Annotated in this window: 17 protein-coding genes; 9 read left to right on the top strand and 8 right to left on the bottom strand. The window is 43.8% G+C overall.

The annotated features are described in order from the left end of the window. Positions 1–78 precede the first annotated feature (78 nt). From fabV to R7O03_RS12745, 3 genes are all read left to right on the top strand, one after another. Complete coding sequence (gene fabV, locus R7O03_RS12755; RefSeq protein ID WP_258480279.1) at positions 79–1278, top strand: enoyl-ACP reductase FabV; 1200 nt, start codon at positions 79–81, stop codon at positions 1276–1278. Positions 1279–1458: 180 nt separating this feature from the next. Beyond that, the gene (locus R7O03_RS12750) at positions 1459–3369 is read left to right on the top strand and encodes an EAL domain-containing protein (RefSeq protein ID WP_213866348.1); all 1911 of its coding nucleotides are present in this window, start codon (positions 1459–1461) and stop codon (positions 3367–3369) included. Positions 3370–3440: 71 nt separating this feature from the next. Further along, positions 3441–5096 carry an ABC-ATPase domain-containing protein gene (locus tag R7O03_RS12745; RefSeq protein ID WP_318131743.1) on the top strand — a complete coding sequence of 552 codons (1656 nt, stop codon included), beginning with the start codon at positions 3441–3443 and terminating at the stop codon, positions 5094–5096. A 79-nt stretch (positions 5097–5175) separates the two neighbouring features. On the opposite strand, the gene R7O03_RS12740 is transcribed toward R7O03_RS12745, so the two are convergent. Then, on the bottom strand, positions 5176–5796 hold the full coding sequence (locus tag R7O03_RS12740) for a DNA-J related domain-containing protein (protein ID WP_005386286.1): 621 nt from the start codon (positions 5794–5796) through the stop codon (positions 5176–5178). Between the two features lie 128 nt (positions 5797–5924). Further along, on the bottom strand, positions 5925–6764 hold the full coding sequence (locus tag R7O03_RS12735) for an isopenicillin N synthase family dioxygenase (RefSeq protein WP_005376329.1): 840 nt from the start codon (positions 6762–6764) through the stop codon (positions 5925–5927). 242 nt (positions 6765–7006) lie between these two features. Here R7O03_RS12735 and R7O03_RS12730 point away from each other — a divergent pair, with 242 nt between their 5' ends. Next, positions 7007–7603 carry a DUF2238 domain-containing protein gene (locus tag R7O03_RS12730; RefSeq protein ID WP_005376330.1) on the top strand — a complete coding sequence of 199 codons (597 nt, stop codon included), beginning with the start codon at positions 7007–7009 and terminating at the stop codon, positions 7601–7603. On the opposite strand, the gene cutA is transcribed toward R7O03_RS12730, so the two are convergent. The 5 genes from cutA to R7O03_RS12705 all read right to left on the bottom strand — a co-directional run bounded on the left by cutA (position 7565) and on the right by R7O03_RS12705 (position 10610). Continuing rightward, a complete protein-coding gene (gene cutA / locus R7O03_RS12725) occupies positions 7565–7897 on the bottom strand; it encodes a divalent-cation tolerance protein CutA (RefSeq protein ID WP_318070869.1) in 333 nt (110 codons plus the stop codon). The two genes, R7O03_RS12730 and cutA, sit on opposite strands and share 39 nt — an antisense overlap. Before the next feature lie 14 nt (positions 7898–7911). Next, a complete protein-coding gene (locus R7O03_RS12720; protein ID WP_318131742.1) occupies positions 7912–8163 on the bottom strand; it encodes a hypothetical protein in 252 nt (83 codons plus the stop codon). Then, positions 8147–9856, bottom strand: a complete 1710-nt coding sequence (locus R7O03_RS12715; RefSeq protein WP_318131741.1) for an SgrR family transcriptional regulator — start codon at positions 9854–9856, stop codon at positions 8147–8149. The genes R7O03_RS12720 and R7O03_RS12715 overlap by 17 nt, the downstream gene beginning before the upstream one ends. Before the next feature lie 79 nt (positions 9857–9935). After that, positions 9936–10169 carry a DUF3389 domain-containing protein gene (locus R7O03_RS12710; RefSeq protein WP_005376338.1) on the bottom strand — a complete coding sequence of 78 codons (234 nt, stop codon included), beginning with the start codon at positions 10167–10169 and terminating at the stop codon, positions 9936–9938. 6 nt (positions 10170–10175) lie between these two features. Further along, positions 10176–10610: a hotdog fold thioesterase gene (locus R7O03_RS12705; RefSeq protein WP_005376340.1), complete on the bottom strand. Its 435-nt coding sequence runs from the start codon at positions 10608–10610 to the stop codon at positions 10176–10178. Positions 10611–10811: 201 nt separating this feature from the next. On the opposite strand from R7O03_RS12705, the gene R7O03_RS12700 reads away from it, so the two are divergent. Continuing rightward, positions 10812–11600: a M48 family metallopeptidase gene (locus R7O03_RS12700; RefSeq protein WP_155487280.1), complete on the top strand. Its 789-nt coding sequence runs from the start codon at positions 10812–10814 to the stop codon at positions 11598–11600. 76 nt (positions 11601–11676) lie between these two features. Here the strand turns inward: R7O03_RS12700 and R7O03_RS12695 are convergent, their stop codons facing one another. After that, the gene (locus R7O03_RS12695) at positions 11677–12705 is read right to left on the bottom strand and encodes a site-2 protease family protein (protein ID WP_054575173.1); all 1029 of its coding nucleotides are present in this window, start codon (positions 12703–12705) and stop codon (positions 11677–11679) included. 422 nt (positions 12706–13127) lie between these two features. Here R7O03_RS12695 and R7O03_RS12690 point away from each other — a divergent pair, with 422 nt between their 5' ends. The 4 genes from R7O03_RS12690 to R7O03_RS12675 all read left to right on the top strand — a co-directional run bounded on the left by R7O03_RS12690 (position 13128) and on the right by R7O03_RS12675 (position 17985). Beyond that, positions 13128–14363 (top strand): outer membrane protein transport protein, encoded by a 1236-nt coding sequence (locus R7O03_RS12690; protein WP_262658326.1) that lies wholly within the window; start codon positions 13128–13130, stop codon positions 14361–14363. Positions 14364–14383: 20 nt separating this feature from the next. Next, positions 14384–16792: a VolA/Pla-1 family phospholipase gene (locus tag R7O03_RS12685; protein ID WP_318131740.1), complete on the top strand. Its 2409-nt coding sequence runs from the start codon at positions 14384–14386 to the stop codon at positions 16790–16792. Between the two features lie 136 nt (positions 16793–16928). Beyond that, positions 16929–17138 (top strand): YgdI/YgdR family lipoprotein, encoded by a 210-nt coding sequence (locus R7O03_RS12680; RefSeq protein ID WP_005376349.1) that lies wholly within the window; start codon positions 16929–16931, stop codon positions 17136–17138. A 289-nt stretch (positions 17139–17427) separates the two neighbouring features. Then, entirely contained in the window at positions 17428–17985 is a 558-nt protein-coding gene (locus R7O03_RS12675; RefSeq protein WP_005376350.1) for a PhnA domain-containing protein, read from the top strand. Positions 17986–18150 lie beyond the last annotated feature (165 nt).

Here is an 18150-nt window from a genome sequence, read left to right as displayed (position 1 = left end):
AATGGTCTAGCTCAATAAGTTTTACGTAACTTTACGTTAATCTATTTTCAATTCCACTCATCGAGGATAGATAACAACATGCGAATAGAACCGTTAATTCAAGGTGTTGTTGCTCGCTCTGCGCACCCCAAAGGGTGTCATGCATCTATTAAAGAGCAAATTGAATACGTAAAGTACGCCCCACAGATCAAAAAAGGCCCAAAACGGGTTTTGATTATTGGTGCCTCCTCTGGTTTCGGCCTAGCGGCACGAATAGCCCTAACGTTCGGTGGCGCTAACGCCGATACCATTGGCGTCTCATTTGAGCGTGGCCCTTCAGAGAAAGGGGTTGGGAGTGCGGGTTGGTATAACAACGTCTTTTTTAAGCAAGAAGCAAATCAAGCCGGGCGTACCGCAATAAATATTGTTGGCGATGCATTCTCTGGTTCGGTGCGCAATCAAGTGATTGAAGCCATTGAAACGTACTTTGAGGGTGAAGTTGACTTAGTCATCTATAGCTTGGCAACCGGTGTTCGACCTAAACCTGAATCTGATGAGTTTTGGCGCAGTGTCATTAAACCTATTGGTGAACCTGTCACTGGCGCTTCTATCATGCTGGAGAACGATAAGTGGATAGAAACCACCTTAACGCCTGCAACAGAAGAGGAAGCCAATGCCACCATTAAAGTAATGGGAGGCGAAGACTGGGAAAGCTGGATTGACACACTCATCAATAACGACTCTATCGCAAACGGCTGCAAAACCATCGCCTTTTCTTACATGGGCCCTGACATTACGCACCCAATTTATCTCGATGGTACGTTAGGTCGAGCGAAAATCGATTTACACCAAACCAGTCATTCATTAAACCTCAAACTCGCCAACTTTGACGGCGGTGCTTACGCAACCGTGTGTAAGGCGTTGGTGACGAAAGCCAGTGTATTCATACCTGCTCTAAGTCCTTACCTGTTAGCGCTTTATCGAGTGATGAAGGAAAAAGGTACTCACGAACGCTGTATTGAACAAATGCAGCGACTGTTTACTACGAAGTTATACGATCAAGAGAAAGTGCCAGTTGACGGTGAACGCTTGATTCGAATAGATGACTTGGAACTTGAACCGCAAGTTCAACAAGAAGTCCACGCTCTTTTAGAACAAATGAATGCTGATAACTTTAAAGAGATTGGTGATTACCAAGGTTTTAAAGATGAGTTTATGAAGCTCAATGGCTTTAACTTTGAAGATGTCGACTATTCGCAAGACATTTCTATTGAATCGTTAATGTCGCTTAAGCCTTGATGCTTGTTATCTGTTTCAAGGATGAGATATGTGACAACTATTCCTAGTCCTGAACACTTTTCAGGACTTTTTTTTGTTTCGAGCCCTAGCCACCCTATACTTAATTAAAAAGCGAGAACAAAATAGAGCAGTCTGCATTTTTAATTCACAGGAAGTGAAACCACGTAAAGGATGACCTATATGGGGAGATTGCAAACATTAGACTACGAAATCCCTGAGTCTATGCGAAGAAGTTGGCAGGAAATCGTCAACTTACTGGCTCAAATAACGCACGTACCCACCACATTAATTATGCGTATCCATCCAGATCGCATAGAAGTAAATACATCCAGCGAAACTATAGGTAATCCTTATCGTACTGGCGATACTGAGTTGCTTGGCAACGGTTTGTATTGTGAGCATGTCATAAAACACAAAAGTGAACTTATTGTCCCAAACGCGCTTGAAGATGAAGAGTGGCAAAATAACCCTGATATCAAACTAGGTATGATCTCTTATTGCGGCTTACCGCTATTCTGGCCAAATGGAGAGACGTTTGGAACTATTTGCATGCTTGATTTTAAGGAGAATGAATACTGCGACACTTACCGGCAATTGCTTGGGACTTTTAAAGATTCAATCGAAGCGCAGCTTTCCATCGTGCATCAGCAACACAAACTTCAGCGTCTTAACAACGAACTCAAAAATAGAGTTGAGAATCGCACTACAGATTTGGCGCAGTTAAGTTATTCCCTAACGCAAGAGATTGATCGTCGCAGAGCCGCTGAAAAGCAGGTGAGCTACCAAAAAACACACGATCAAGGAACTGGATTCCTAAACCGAGCAGCACTCGAAAATATAGTCAGTGACACACTCAGAACGTTAGATCACAGTCAGCAATCATTAATCGTAATAAACATTGGTTTTAGCAATGCACGCAGTATCCAAACCCGTTATGGCTTTGAAGCTTTCGACGAAATATTGAAAGAGTTTCGGTATCGTCTTGGTAAGCGGGAGTCCAGACATTTTGTTACGGGGAGGCCTAGCTCCAATGATCTCGTATTGCTCGTTTGGGGCACAGACATCGATATAAAATTGCATCAGCTACTGAATGATATTACCGATATTGGTATGGGAAGTTTTTATGTAAAAGACACAGAGGTTCACCTAAACTCTTACATTGGTGTTGTACAAGCTCACCGAACCAGCAATGCTAAACAACTACTCCAGAACGCATGTTATGCCATGCTTTTGTGTAAAGAATCTGGCGAAGCGTATAGTTATTTCTGTGAAAGCCATTCAAATGAACTCAACAACCACAATCAACTGGAAAGCTACTTATTGCAAGCGGTAAGAAACGACGACCTAATGCTCTACTTTCAACCCAAAGTGCACCCTCAAACCCACAAGTGGATTGGCGCAGAAGCGTTATTACGCTGGAGGCATCCAATACTTGGCGACGTATCCAACGAAGCATTAATACATATGGCTGAACAAAACGGGCTTATCTTTGAAGTTGGCTCTTTTGTTCTTCGAACCGCGATAGACAAAGCAAAACAATGGTCTGAGTTAATCGATAACTTCAAAATGGCCGTCAACGTTTCTCCCATTCAATTACAAAACGTAAATTTTGCAGAACAAGTGCAACACCTACTCGAGTCTTTTCATTTGCCAGCACACTTTCTCGAGCTCGAGGTGACCGAAAGCGCCTTAATTGCCGATGAGGTCGTAGCACGCACTACATTAAATAAACTGCACAAACTAGGCGTGACATTGTCACTTGACGATTTTGGTACAGGATATGCCTCGTTCAGCTATTTAAAGAAATATCCATTTGATGCCATCAAAATTGATAAAAGCTTCGTCCAGCAAATGGAAAAGTCGGACGATGACCGCGCGATAATTTGCTCTATCATACACATTGCGAAAAAACTGGAACTCCAAGTCGTGATCGAAGGCATTGAATCTCCCCAACAAGAACAGTTTCTCATTGGTGAGGGCTGTGATATCGGACAAGGTTTTCTTTATGGTAAACCTATGCCTTGTAATGAATTTGAGCAAAGTTTGTTTAATCAGCGCCTTTCTGGCGGGCAATACGCCTACTCTTCCTAAGCATTCTCTTTACTATGAGGGCGGTGGTTTCTATAATCGCCGCCCGCTTCTATTAAAAGGCCAATATCTTCATGGATCAGTTGACTGCCACGCTTAAGAAAATTGAAAAGCAGAACTACCGAGCTTATCAGCAAATCAAAGGTCAATACGACTTCACTGATTTCACTTTGTTTATCGATCATGTACAGGGTGACCCTTATGCATCGGCGTCACGTTTTCGTGCGACTCGCGCATGGTCTTTGACTGGTCTTGAGTGGCTAAGAGACGAGTCTCCTGCATTTCAAAGAGGTGCACGTGATTTTATTGCGCGTAGTTTTGAACAGTTTGCTAAACAAGAAAACTCAGTATCAATTTCACTGACAGGCCAAACTGTACTGGATAGCACCGCGGTGTTGTTTACTGAAGAAGGTATTGAACTGCGTTTTCGAGTTAACTTACCAGCCGAAGGTCGTTCAGTATTGGGGAAAAAAGCCAACAACATACTGACTTTCCACCTGCCTAAGTTTATCCGTCGAGCAACTTTAGAGCGTGAACTCGACAAAGCCGCTTTAATTAAGCACTGCCAAGTTGTTGAAGACCAAGATGCCCTGCGAGAACAGTTGGAGGCCAATAACTTAGTCGCGTTTGTCGCAAACGGCAGTATTCTTCCTCGAATTGCAGGTAATTGCGACCTTCCTATGAAAGAAGCCGTTGAGTTTAAAGCCCCTGAATCTCTACAAGTCACTTTACATGCGCCAAACAAGGGCCATGTAACAGGATTAGGAATTCCAAAAGGTATCACACTGATCGTAGGTGGCGGCTTCCACGGTAAATCTACCTTATTAAATGCAATAGAGCGTTCAATTTACGATCATATTCCAGGAGATGGTCGCGAATACATTGTTGCCGATAACAAGGCTATGAAGATTCGTGCCGAAGATGGCCGATGCGTACACCACTTGAACCTCTCGAACTACATCAACCATTTACCGATGGGTAAAGATACGGCGGACTTTTCTACTCAAGACGCATCAGGCTCAACGTCGCAAGCCGCTTGGCTTCAAGAGTCTATTGAAGCGGGTGCAAGCACATTATTGATTGATGAAGATACTTCTGCTACCAACTTCATGATTAGAGATGAGCGTATGCAGGCATTGGTGGCAAAAGGTGATGAGCCAATTACTCCTCTCGTCGACCGCATTGGTCAATTACGAGATGATCTTGATATCTCTACCATTATCGTTATGGGTGGGTCAGGCGACTACTTAGACGTTGCCGATACCGTCATTCAAATGCACGACTACCAAGCCGTTGACGTGACTGAAAAAGCGAAAGAAGTTATCGCTCAGCACCCTACTCAACGTCATAACGAGTCGGAAGAACGTTTACAGACCTTCCCACCTCGAGCACTGAACCGCGTTGCGTTGATGAATATTCTCACTGACGGCAAGTTCCGTGTGAATGCGAAAGGCAAAGAGTCACTTCGATTTGGTAAAGAGTTTACTGATCTCAGCGCTTTGGAACAGATAGAGTCAGCCGATGAAGTCAACACAATTGGCTGGTTATGGTTCCAAATTGCTCAACTTCCAGGTTGGTGTAATCATCCAGCGAAGGAAATTGAAGAAATGCTGTCTGGTGAGTGGCATGCCGCTCTTCCTAAGCAAGGCGACTTAGCCAAACCACGCACACTAGACGTTATGGCTGCCCTCAACCGAATGCGAAAATCTCAGTTTAAGCCATCATGCTAGTTTTGATACGCTGACAGAGACAGTGCAATCAAAAGGCAGCTATAGTTAGCTGCCTTCCTTTATCTTTATTCTTAGCGAATCATTCGTTTCTCAGTACATTCCACGCTTCACAAAGAACTCTAAATCTTTCTGCATTGCCATTTTCCCGATCAGGATGCCAACGAAGCGCGAGTTTTCGCCATTGTTTTCTAATTTCCGCAGGCGTAGCGTCAGTGTTAAGTTCAAAGAGTGACAGTGCCTTTGTCTTATCTACGCTGGCTACCGACGAACCACCGATGAACTTTTGATAAGTTGTCCAAAATTCATTCAACAGTCGACGCACTTCATCTTCGTCCGCTTCGTAATTGCGCCAATCTAAGTAATACTCACGCAAAGGATCATGAATATCGATCTTATGCCTCAAAGCTTCCATCGAAGACATGAGCTGAATATCCATGGCTTCGACTTGAAGCCAGCTATCCGGATACAGAGTGTCTTGCAGTTGATATAATGCATTCATGATCAGGAAATTTCTTTTGAATAAATCCTTATCGGGAGAGTCGTCCAGCTTTGAAATATAACCTTGTTCACCCAACGAGCTTGCCAAGGTGTGCACTTTCCAATTGGAGGGCTGTTTTCTCAGAATTTCTAGCATTGGCCAAAGCAGCGGATTTTCTATTGCATGAGGCTCAATACTATTGACAGTACGTTGTCCTTCCATTCATCCTCTCTGACACGAGTTTAGGGCCCCATTCACGGCACAAAAAACATAGTTTCCACTTTGTAGCATAAATGCAAAAAGGCCGATAGTCATTCACCATCGGCCTTTGTAAGGAGATCACGTAAAGGTTAAATAACCCCTAGCTCACGTAAACGTTCCATAAGGTAGCTATGTGCAGTGTAGCGCTCAGATAACACCACTTCCGGCTTTGGATGCAGGAACAACGGTAATGAGATACGTGACTTTTCTTGACGGCCACCCGTAGGGTTGATTACACGGTGAGTCGTTGAAGGGAAATAACCACCTGACGCTTCTTGAAGCATATCACCAATGTTGATGATTAAGTTCCCGAAGTCACATGGTACATCGATCCAATCACCCTCTTTACTCTTTACTTGCAGTCCAGGCTCATTGGCAGCAGGCAAAACCGTTAGCAGGTTAATGTCTTCATGCGCAGCAGCACGAATAGCGCCTGGCTCTTCTTCGCCTGTCATCGGTGGGTAGTGAAGCACGCGTAGTAATGTTTTGTCACTGTTATTGATCATTTCTGACAACGCGATAGAGAACTTCTCTTGAACGTCCTTAGGTGCGTACGCTTCAACCCAGCCTAATAGCTCTTGAGCAAATGCATTGGCACGCTCGTAGTACTCTAAGATTTCAGCTTTGAGCTGCTCTGGGATCTGCCCCCAAGGGTAAACATGAAAGTACTCTTTGATGTCTTTCACTTTGTGCCCTTTCGCCACTTCAGACACTGAAGGTGGGAAATAGCCATCTTGGGTGTCTACGTTAAAGTGAAAATCATTCTTTTGATCTGAACAGAAAAACTCATGCCAGTTTTTGTAAATTGACTCTACAAGCTCTTGAGGAATCGGGTGGTTTTTCAACACACCGAACCCCGTTTCGCGTAGAGAGGTAACGAACTGTTGAGCAGCATCGTCAGCAAGATAATCGACAGTTTCCAGTTTCATGGCTTTACTTCTTTTTTATTAGACTGAATCATGGATTCTATGGATGGGCATGTTGTAAATCAAACTTTAATGAAAAGTGCACGCGCAAACGTTTTAATGTTGAGCAGTTTGCCAATAAATCAACATTTTCAGTGATCAAAAAACCCATTAAAATATCAATTGCACACCGTTCAATTAAGTGTAATCATTAACACAATCTATGGAGTCCCACTGTAAGATAAATTGAAGGATCAAGTAACTCTATGAAAAGCACCTCGACACTCTTAGGATTAACGATTTTTTATGCCATCGTGTTTTTATTTTCTGCGTTGGAACCTAACTCACGTGCAGTTTGGTTTGCGGAGATTATCCCGGCGATTGGTATTCTTGTTGCTATTTGGGCGATTTCGATTCGCTATCAGTTCAGTAATACGGCTTACTTTTTAATGTTCATCTGGCTCTGTTTGCACACTATCGGTGCGAAATATACGTTCTCCGAAGTGCCGTTTGACTGGTTTAACGACATGATTGGTTCAGAGCGAAATAATTTTGACCGCGTTGCGCACTTTTCAATTGGCCTTTACGCATATCCGATCGCTGAATACTTGATAAACAAAAAACGGTTCAACAAAGCGTTCTCTTGCTGGTTTGCTTTGTTTGCTATCATGTCACTTGCTGCTGGCTATGAGATTATCGAATGGTGGTATGCGGAATTGGCTGGTGGCGATGAGGGAATTGCCTTTCTGGGCTCGCAAGGTGACATATGGGATGCCCAGAAAGATATGTTGTGCGATACCGTTGGTGCAGTGTTATCGTTATTCTTAATGTCGGCTCAACGTCGATTCTCTCAACCATTCTAAATAAGGGTTAAACCCATTAACAATTGGAACCTGTACGATTTGAGCTACCTCGTATTCGTGCAGGTTTTCTATTTTCTCTTCCACCAATTCATAAAGTTCTCGACGAGTTTTGATGACTAGCAACCATTCGTTGTCAGTACAAACCTCCCCTTTCCAAACGTAGTGGCTTTCAATAGGCATTGTTTGAATACACGCGGCTAATTGGGCATCTAGCAAACCTTTAATGATCTGATCTCGATTTTTTTCATTACTGGTTGTACTTAAAACCATGCAATAGTCATGTTTCATACTCATTTTCTAGCCCTTTATTATTTCATCGTCACTTTGCCGCCAATCATTTTGTAAGCGGGGGTTCCTCTTACTAGGGTATCTCTTGCAAACTCTTGTCCGCAAGCGGGGCAAATACATGGGGTTTGTGTGAAATCGTCAACAATGCGCTCTTTGAAGCACTTGACCAGTGCGCCTTTCCCGCCTTTACGGTACTCAAATAGTTGAGTTTTACATTTAGAGCAAAAGATATCGACGGTTTTCGTCGGTTGTTTTTTATTCGGGTTCGCCATGGTTACTTTCTATATCCGGTTTGACCCATACATTATTAAAATCAAACCAACCTAAGGCATTACACTTTGCATTTTGTAACGCACCGCTGTGGTCTTTATTCACGCCTAGCCAGCAGTGAAACATAGGAATCACCTGACAGCTTTTTACTAATTGTCGTCCTAGCTCACGCGCAGGAAAGTCTGTGTGCATGCCGGCACGCCATTGATCGACAAGTTTAGCCCATTCACTAAAATCGTAACCTGAACTGAACTTCTCAATATCACTGTAATCCAGGAGCCAGCCCGCCAACGCGTCATTTCGGTTCGTTGCAATGCCCATAGCTTTCACCCAGATATCCACTTCCTCCGGCGCGGGCGGTTGAGAATCATAACGAATAAACTCAACCTCGATACCGTGCGGTTTTAAGAGTGTCTTGATGGCCTTGGCAACTACTGGAAACATCGGATGCTTTTTCTGATACGCTACGGAAATTACCTTATTAGCCTGTGGTACGCTGCCCGCTTCTGCTGGCCTAAGATCAATCCAACCGGGCTTAAGGCCAAACGCTTGCAATACTCCCAGTTCCATCACTTTATCTTGTGGAACATGCGCGTAAATCTGGTGACTGTTGAGGGTTTGCGAGAGGAACTCTGCCCAACGAGGATCTTTTGCAATCCCAGTGTTTTTGTTTAGTAATAGGAATGTACAGCCAGGGTCCAGCTCGACTTCATCGGATGAACCTTGTTTATCCATCTTCGGTTTTGACAGGCTTGGATAAACCATTGAGGAATAGGCTTCATCGATTACCCACACCTCCACTTGGTCAAGTAAAGGGCGAAAACCAAAGTAGCCATCAAAAGCAGTCAAAATAAGACGCTTATCATCATTCATTTTAACTTGGAACGGCCCTGTCCCTATCGGTTGTCTATCGAAGCTTTCAGAACGCAAAGCACTCGGTAGCAAAATTTTTGCTTGCGACTCACTCAGAGCCAGAGGCAGGTAGCGATCAGGACGGACGAGCTCAATATCAACGGTCCACTCTTGTGGTGAAGACACCCGCTTTATGTGAGAAAACAAGTTCAAGCCATTTAACGCAAGCACACTTTCAAGAACACAACTGGTTGTTAACGGTTCACCATTATGAAAGCGTACTCCACGACGAAGATAAAAACGCCAATGAGTATCAGAAATTGCTTCCCACGTGTGGGCTAAATCTGGTTGAAGTTGTTCATTTTCATCAAGGCGAGTGAGTCCGCTAAAAATTTGTCTGGCGATGTGCTGTTCAGAACGCCGCATCGGTTTCTGCGGGTTTAACATCGACAATGGTCGATAATAAGGCAAACGCACGACCTGCTCGCCCTGTCGATGTTGAAGCCCTAAGTAACCTTGGATAACCTGCGTCAATCGTGCCGCATCGTTATCAAGCGCATCTAGAGCCTGACCGATTTTCCCTTCATCGAGATAACGCCTGGCGAGGTTTTCGCTGACATCGCTTCGATTACGTTTAAAAACGAGTTTCGAAAGTTTTCCTCGACCCGCTGCCGGATGCCACTCAATCCAGCCCTCTTCTTCAAGTTTATTTAGAACAATACGAGCATTACGACGTGTACAAAACAACGCTTCGGTGATGTCTTCGAGCTGAACGTCCGTATCGTGACCGGAAAATTTTTCAAACAGTGTTTCGAACTGAACACGTAAACGAGGGCTACTCATAAAGAGGAAATTCTTATCTTGTTGTCGATAAGCTAAGTTTCCTCATTTTTTCCAAAAAGTGCAAACATCACACTATAAATTATTGAATATCGATACCAATTTCTCGCGAAAGTTCAGCCAGTTGTTCCTCGTTGTCCAGCTTGATAGACCATTTGCACTCTGCTCCATGAGATAAAACAACGTTCGCTCCTCTACCCAGCAACTGAATTGCATCGGTTTGCGCTTGCAAGGTTACCATTGCACTACCGGAGAGCTTAATCACTATTTCACGCTGGGTTGCAATGATTTTTCCTAATGAAAACTCAATCACCATCTTAGTTTATACCGACTTTGTTTTGTGTTGTTTCACAGCGATGGTCAAGCGACTGGTACACACTAAACGGCCTCGCTCATCAGTGATATCGATTTGCCACACTTGCGTTGAAATACCCAGATGAAGCGGTTTTGCCGTACCAATCACATGACCACTTCGCATGGCTCGCACATGGTTCGCGTTAATATCTAAACCGACGCAGTAGCTGCCCTCATCGACAGAGAAGTTTGCAGCCAATGAGCCTAATGTTTCTGCGAGCACGACTGATGCACCACCGTGAAGCATTCCTAAAGGTTGATGAGTAAAGCTGCATACGGGCATGGTTGCTGTAAGGGAGTCGTCAGTGAAATCTGTATATTTAATTTGTAGGTGCTCGATCAGGGTATTTTTTGACGTGGCATTCAGAATCTCTATGCTTACGGGCTTTTTCCATATACTCATTGTTTTACTCTTAGTTTCACAAACTGGTTTGTTAGGTTGTAACGATGTGCTAGGAAGCTAGCATAGACGCTACTTGGGCATAACTTCAAGACGTAACATCTCACCTTCTTTATTAATCAGATGAATAACTTGATCCATGCATCATGTTACTATTTGGGTATATACTATTGCTTCAAAACAAAAAATTAAATGGAGCCTGTTATGAAGGTATGGATGAAAGCCTCTGCTCTTTTAACTATCGCGGGTTTAACAGCGTGTAGCGCATCACCGACGGGTCGCAACCAGATCCTGATGTTTTCAGATCAGGAAATGTCATCGCTTGGCGCTAAATCTTTCGAACAAATGAAGAAAGATATCCCAATCAGCAAAGATCGCAAAACGAATGCCTACGTTCAATGCGTTGCCAAACACATCACTGACAGCATTCCCGCTCAATCTGGATTTAAAGACTGGGAAGTCGTTGTTTTTGATAGTGAACAAGTCAATGCGTTTGCTCTACCAGGTGGGAAGATCGGCGTGTATACCGGGCTTTTAGATGTCGCGAAAAACCAAGATCAGTTGGCAACAGTCATTGGTCACGAAGTCGCTCACGTCCTCGCTGACCACAGTAATGAACGTCTCTCACAAAGTCAGTTAGCAAATGCAGGGTTGTCTCTAGCAAACGTTGCCATTGGCGCTTCCGAGTACAAACAGTATCAACAAATGACGATGGCGGCACTTGGTGTCGGTGTTCAATACGGTGTTATCTTGCCATACGGTCGTACTCAGGAATCCGAGGCTGATATTGTCGGGCTGGAATTCATGGCAAAAGCAGGTTTCGACCCACGTCAAAGTGTCGATTTATGGAAAAATATGAGTGCTGCATCAGGTGGTTCTCAACCACCTGAATTCTTCTCAACCCACCCATCGCACAGTACGCGCATTAAAGATTTACAAGCAACCATAAATAAGCTGCCTGCGTATAACGCGAAAGCACCAAGATGCGGCTAATTGATTGCTACTATCGTCTACCTACTTACTTGCCAAATAACAAAAAGCTCCCTAGGGAGCTTTTTAATGATTCTAATCAAGTGCCCAATATCTGTAGCGGCAAACTTAACAAACTATCTCCGAGAGTGGCAAAATACCAGATGATAGAAACAAAACCTCCGACAGAGACCAAGTACCAAGCCAGTGAGAATAGCTGCCCATAACGGGTTAATGGCAATAAATGGCTTTGATGTCGAGCTCTCCATTCCATCACCACTTCCAACATTCCCATTAACAATAAAAACCCTAGCAACGTCAGACCGAAATAGTAACTGATAAAAATGCCTAATAAAGCGGTCGCAATACTGCCAACTAACCCGACCCAAGTATTCATTGAGAAGGTAATACTTTTGAGCACATGGCCACCATCTAATGGTAAAATAGGCAGCAGATTAAATAGGTTAAGCAAGGCGTTAAACACAGCAAGCCCAGCGAAGATTACCTCACCAGTCATCCAATAAAGCAAAGTAAAAACAATACTAAGTACTAAACCGAAAAATGGTCCCATGATTGAGATAACCACATCCTGCCAGCGCGTGTTTATCTTTTCGTCACTTAGCGCCAAACCACCTAGGAATGGAATCAAATAGATTCCTTTGGTCTTCATTCCAAAATACTTCATCGCTCTAATGTGACCATATTCATGAAAAACCAAACAAGCGATCAACGCTAGCGCGAACTCGATGGAAAATAGCCAAGAATATGCAGCGAGACTTGCAGACGCTAACGCCACTTTAATAACTTTCGCACTTTTAAGTGCTTTCATCCCAAGAGATACGAGGCCTATTACACTTAAACGCTTTTCGGATGGTGGCGTAACTTCTGGCACTTGGCGCTCGATGTCTTTTTCATTTCGACAACCTTCATTGATGAGCTCACCGTTAATTGTGACCTTGTAACTCAATTCAAACGGTTGCCATGTTAAAGAACACTCTAAATGACAGTTCAGGATTTCCTCACCCGCAGAGAGCCTAAACTGATGTAGACAAGTCTCTGCGGTATTGTCACTGGCATCGATTTGAGACACCAACGTATTATCCCAATATAACTGCTGCCACCCAGCCATCGATCCTTCGAGCCTTAGCGAACGACCTAAAAATTCAACATTCAGTAATTCCAATGCGGTTCCTATTGCGTCTATTGAATAACTACATAGCGAGCGCGAATTATGCCTGTGAAGTGAAGAAACAGCAAAGCGAGCTATCTCTTGATTTGATCGTCATTTAACTATAAAGCTCGCAAAACAATTCTGGTCGTACCATTCTCTTCAAAAATATAACGATAATACATGCCCTTACAAGCCATCGTTTGACCTATGCATCATATTTAAAACGCAAAATACGCTCAAACTTTGACAAGTTATTAAACATACAATTAACATTACATTTACATCACCGTTGTATTTCGCGTATTAACAATTGGTGTAAGTACCACACAACAATTACAAGGACTTCGGTCCAGCATTATGACACCCTAGGAGGGTCAAGGATGAACAAGAAGCACTGCTCTCTGCTTACAATTTCAATATTGTTTGCGTGTAATGCCCACTCAGCGGGCTTCCAGGTAGCTGAACATTCGGCATCTGGTCTTGGTCGAGCATTTTCAGGTGAAGGGGCTGTCGCAGATAATGCCAGCGTCCTTGCTCGTAACCCTGCAGCAATGACACTTTTCAAAGAAGCTCAATTTTCGGGCGCGTTATCTATCATCGACCCTGAAGTCGATGTGTACGACACTGTAAACAATGAACACGCGAAAGATGTCGCCCCTTTACAGATCGTGCCAGCAGGTTATTACATCAGCCCTATCAATGATAACTGGGCTTGGGGTATCGGTATGTTCACAACATACGGTGTTGCTACTGACTATCCAAATGATATTTCCGCTGGTGATATGGCGGGTGACACTTCCCTACTTTCAGTAAACATCAACCCTAATGTCGCTTACCGTATCAACGAGTCTTTCAGTGTCGGTGGTGGTATTAACCTCGTATACGCTGAAGCAGAGCTGACTCGCCACAAAGGCGCACTCGCCGGTATTTTAGGTGGTAATAAGTCCGATAACCTTGTCGGCATGGAAGGTGAAACTTTCGCTTGGGGTTGGAATGTCGGCGCTTTATTTGAGCTAAATGAAAACAACCGTTTTGGCTTTGGCTACCGCTCTAAGGTTGATCTAGATTTTGATGACGGTGAGTTTAGTAGTTACGACTCTGGTCGAGCTTCATCACCAAAAGTTGATGGCCGTTTAAAAATCTCTCTCCCTTCAATTATCGAATTATCGGCTTTCCATCAATTGAATGAACAATGGGCTGTACATTACGGCTGGCAACAAACCGACTGGAGCACATTTAAAGAACTAAAAGCGACCAGTAACGAATGTAATGACGGAGTATGTTTCTTTAAACCTGAGAAATATGAAGACAACAATCGCTACTCCATTGGTGCAACTTACATACTTAATACAGACTGGACATTCCGTGCAGGCTTTGCGTACGACGAACAAGCAGGTGAAGCAACATTGAGTATCCCTGACAGTGACCGTTTTTGGTACAGCGCGGGCCTAACTTACGCAATGAATGAGAATTTAACTTTCGATGCAGGCTTTGCACTTGTTAAGAGTAAATCAGGCTCTTTCACTGAGAAAAATGCTCTGGGTGAAGAGATTAAGTTTGACTCAGAAGGTACTGCTTACATCAGCGCGGTACAGATGAACTACACCTTCAAATAATGGGATTACGGAGTAAACCAATGAAACACACGTTTAAATTATCAATGCTTTGTTCTGCAATCCTTCTTGCTGGTTGTGGTGATGATACCTCCAGCTCTGGTACTTCCGACAAAGTTCAATTTGAAGATGAAGTCCAAGCATTGCTTGATCGCGAAACATCCATCAGTTTTACGCTTCAAGGAGCGAACGCAGATGTACCGGCACCGTCTTACTTATTAATGGACACAAGCGATGGTACGCTTGGTCTGCCAACTGATGGCGATGATGCTTTAACCAACCCTAGAGCCTCAATGAACACGATGGATGGATGGTCAACGTCTATGCCAATCGTTCTTAACTTCAACGGCGACGGTTTTGCAACGGGCATGCTGTCGTCTGGTGTTAAAGTCATCAAGATTAACCAACGCTTAACCGAGTGGGACGGTAAATCTAACCCAATCGAAGAGGTACTCGTTCAGAATCAGGACTACGTAGTTCAAGCAAAAGGTAGCTCTCTATACATCCAGTTCTTGGCTGCACTTGATGAGTCAAGCGAGTACATTTTTGCGGTTACACAAGATGTTACTGACGTGAATGGTGAGCCAATTGGTACATCAGCCAGTTATGCGACAGGTAAATCGAAAGAAATCGTTTATGAAACTGGCGACCTTGCTTCTGTTCAAGCAGTCACTCAGGCGGTTGAAGGCATTTTTGGTCTAGCTCAAGTTAATCCTAACGACATCGTTTACTCCTCATGGTTCAGTACCCAGTCTGTAGGTGATACGTTAGCGGCAGTCAAAGGAGTAACCGCTACTGGTTTTTCTACTGGCGCAAACACACTAAATACCGTTTACAAAAATGACTCAAACGAAGGTTCAGTAGACTTATCAACGGCCTACACAATAACGCTCGGTGAAACCCAAGACTTTAGCACTGCGCTAGACTCTGACGATGACTTTAGTAAATACATTAGCGATCTAGACGCAGCTAAAACGGCAATTAAAGGCCTTTACATGCAATCAGGTGCCGATGTAAGCGTGACACAAGGTGTGGTAAGACTGCCTCATTACTTGGAAAAAGGCGCAAGCTGGAACATGCAACCAATGGTATCTGCGATGCCAAGCCTAGCGAAGCTAAGCGCAGCATTAGCGGATCCGAACGAGCAAGCAAACATGGTTCAGCAGCTATCAACAGGCGTTTTTGCAAATGATCCTGTTGATGTGACAAAGCTTGCTACAGATCCTACAGAGCAGCTAAAACTTGTTGGAGCTAAGCTTACTCTTACCGATGGTACCCAGCTTGATAGTGAGCGTATTATTACTCGCTACTCGCCTGTTCCCGTAGTGAAATCGGTTGAAGATGTCGAAGTACTGGTCTTCACACCTAAATCTGGCGTCGCGACAGACGTTGTGATTTATCAACACGGCATCACCTCTGCGAAAGAGAATGCGTACGCGTTCGCGTTCAATATGGTAAAAGCAGGTGTGGCAGTTATCGCTATTGACTTACCTATTCATGGTACGCGCAGCTTAGATGAACAACGTTCCGCAAATGCGAATGTACTGGCTTATCTAAATCTTTCCAACTTAGCCGTTGCGCGTGACAACCTACGTCAAAGTGTTCTGGATGTGTTAGGTTTGCGCGCTAGCTTGGTAGTATCTGCTCAAGGCGGTCTTTTAGCTGGAGGTCCTCTGCGAGGCTTCAACCCAATGACGGGTTCAAAAGTCAAAATGCTAGGTCATTCACTTGGCGGTATTGTCGCTACATCTGCCGTCGCAGCAGCAAACAATACATTGGGCAGCCCTACTGCGGATGCACTGTACACCTTTAGTTCTGCATCAGTACAGAACTCTGGTGGACAAATTGGTAATTTGTTACTGGGTTCAGACAATTACGGCCCTCAGATCAAACATAACCTCGCTTATGCAGCATCTAAAGACTATGCGAGTTACGCTGATGCATCATGTGCGGATCTAGAAGATAAAACATGTTACGAAGCATTTGAGGCTGCGGCAACGGAAGCTCAAGTAGCAGCGCTAGAAGCAGGTTTTTCACAATTTATCTATGCAGCACAGACTACACTAGACACTGTCGATCCGTTCACAAACGCTTCAGATTTAGTGGCATCTGGTTCGCTAACGACACCATTCTTTATGACAGAAGTGGATGGCGATAGCACAGTACCAAACAGCGTTCCAAATGCACCATTCGCGGGTACTGAACCGCTCGCTAATAAGCTAGGGTTGAAGACTGTGAACAGTACGGACACTACTGTGAATGCAACTGCGAGCTTTGTACAGTTTAATGCTACTGCATCGCACAGTACTTTTGCTTCGCCAAATGGCACTTTGTCTGATATTGATCATCATGTAGAGATGCAGATGGAAAACACTGACTTCTTAATGGATGACGCACTAACAGGTGTCACTAACACTTCTGTTTTGAAGTAATCGCAACACCCTTCCTACCAAAGCCCAGTTTCTACTGGGCTTTTTCATTTCAATTGTATTCAAACCCACTCATATTTCCTCTGCTATAGTTAAATCGATGTCTTTGCCTAACTCACTTGTTTAAAAGGAAAACTCTATGCGCGTATTGACTGTTATTGCCACTGTATTACTTCTTGCTGCATGCGGAAGTAGCCAATATCTGATGTCGACAAATGAAGGGAAAATTATTACCTCTTACGGTAAACCAGACCTGAACGAGGAAACGGGTATGTACGAGTATGAAGACATGGATGGTAAAGAAATGAGCATTTCAAAAGAGCAAATTGTCCAGATTGTCGAACGTTAACAACAGGCCCTCTGTAAATTAGAGGGCTATGTTCTAGCCACCCTCTCTCTACATTTACCTCTTTTAGGCTTGTAATCGTTGTAGAAATTGACACAACCAATTCATAAGCCAAAACAATTAATAGAGTCTTTTATACTTCCGTATTATTTATTTAGCGAATATTTTACATCTTCACCTTAATCAGGTTGGAGTATTGTAAAATCTAGTCTTTAATTCGCTAACACCCTTTTATTTCTCAGGATAAAGTGGATAATACCGCCACAAAATAACATTACTAAGGTGAGTCCTTATGTCTATTGAAGCTACTCTGCTTGCGCGCTGCGAGTCAAAATGTGAACTGTGTTCTTCTGAATCTCAACTAACTGCATACGCTGTCCCACCTCACGGTAATGTGACGGTTGATACTGCCATCATGGTTTGTGATAAGTGTCTGGGTGAGATCGATGAGCCAAAAGACATTAACCACTGGCGTTGTCTAAACGAAAGCATGTGGAGCCAGGTTCCTGCTGTACAAGTGACTGCATGGCGCCAACTCACTCGCCTAAACACAGAAAGCTGGGCTCAAGATGCTCTTGACATGATGTACATGGAAGAAGAGCAAATGAACTGGGCAATGAAAGGGATGTCTGCTGACGATAAAACGGTTGACTGTAACGGCACTGAACTTAAGAAAGGTGACGATGTAACAGTAATTAAAGACCTACCAGTAAAAGGCACTAACCAAGTAATCAAACAAGGTACAGTGATTCGTGGTATTAGCCTTGGCGATGATCCAAAGCTAGTTTCGGGTAAGGCAAATGGTGGTCAGTCGATGTACGTGATCGCAGAATACTGCCGCAAGAAGTAATATCGCACTTCAGTCATGTCAAAACGGGGCACCAATGGTGCCCCGTTTTTCTATACAACACTTAATCTACTATCATGTCTACCTCCTCTAGAGTGTTTCTTTTCTAGGGCGTAGGTTGAGTAGGCATGTTTTACAAATAAAAAAATACCGGCTCATAGGCCGGTA

The organism is Vibrio sp. Vb2960, assembly GCF_033337665.1.
GTDB lineage: Bacteria > Pseudomonadota > Gammaproteobacteria > Enterobacterales > Vibrionaceae > Vibrio > Vibrio alginolyticus.
Note: the sequence above shows the minus strand (reverse complement) of the source record. Positions and strands in the feature narration are given on the sequence as shown.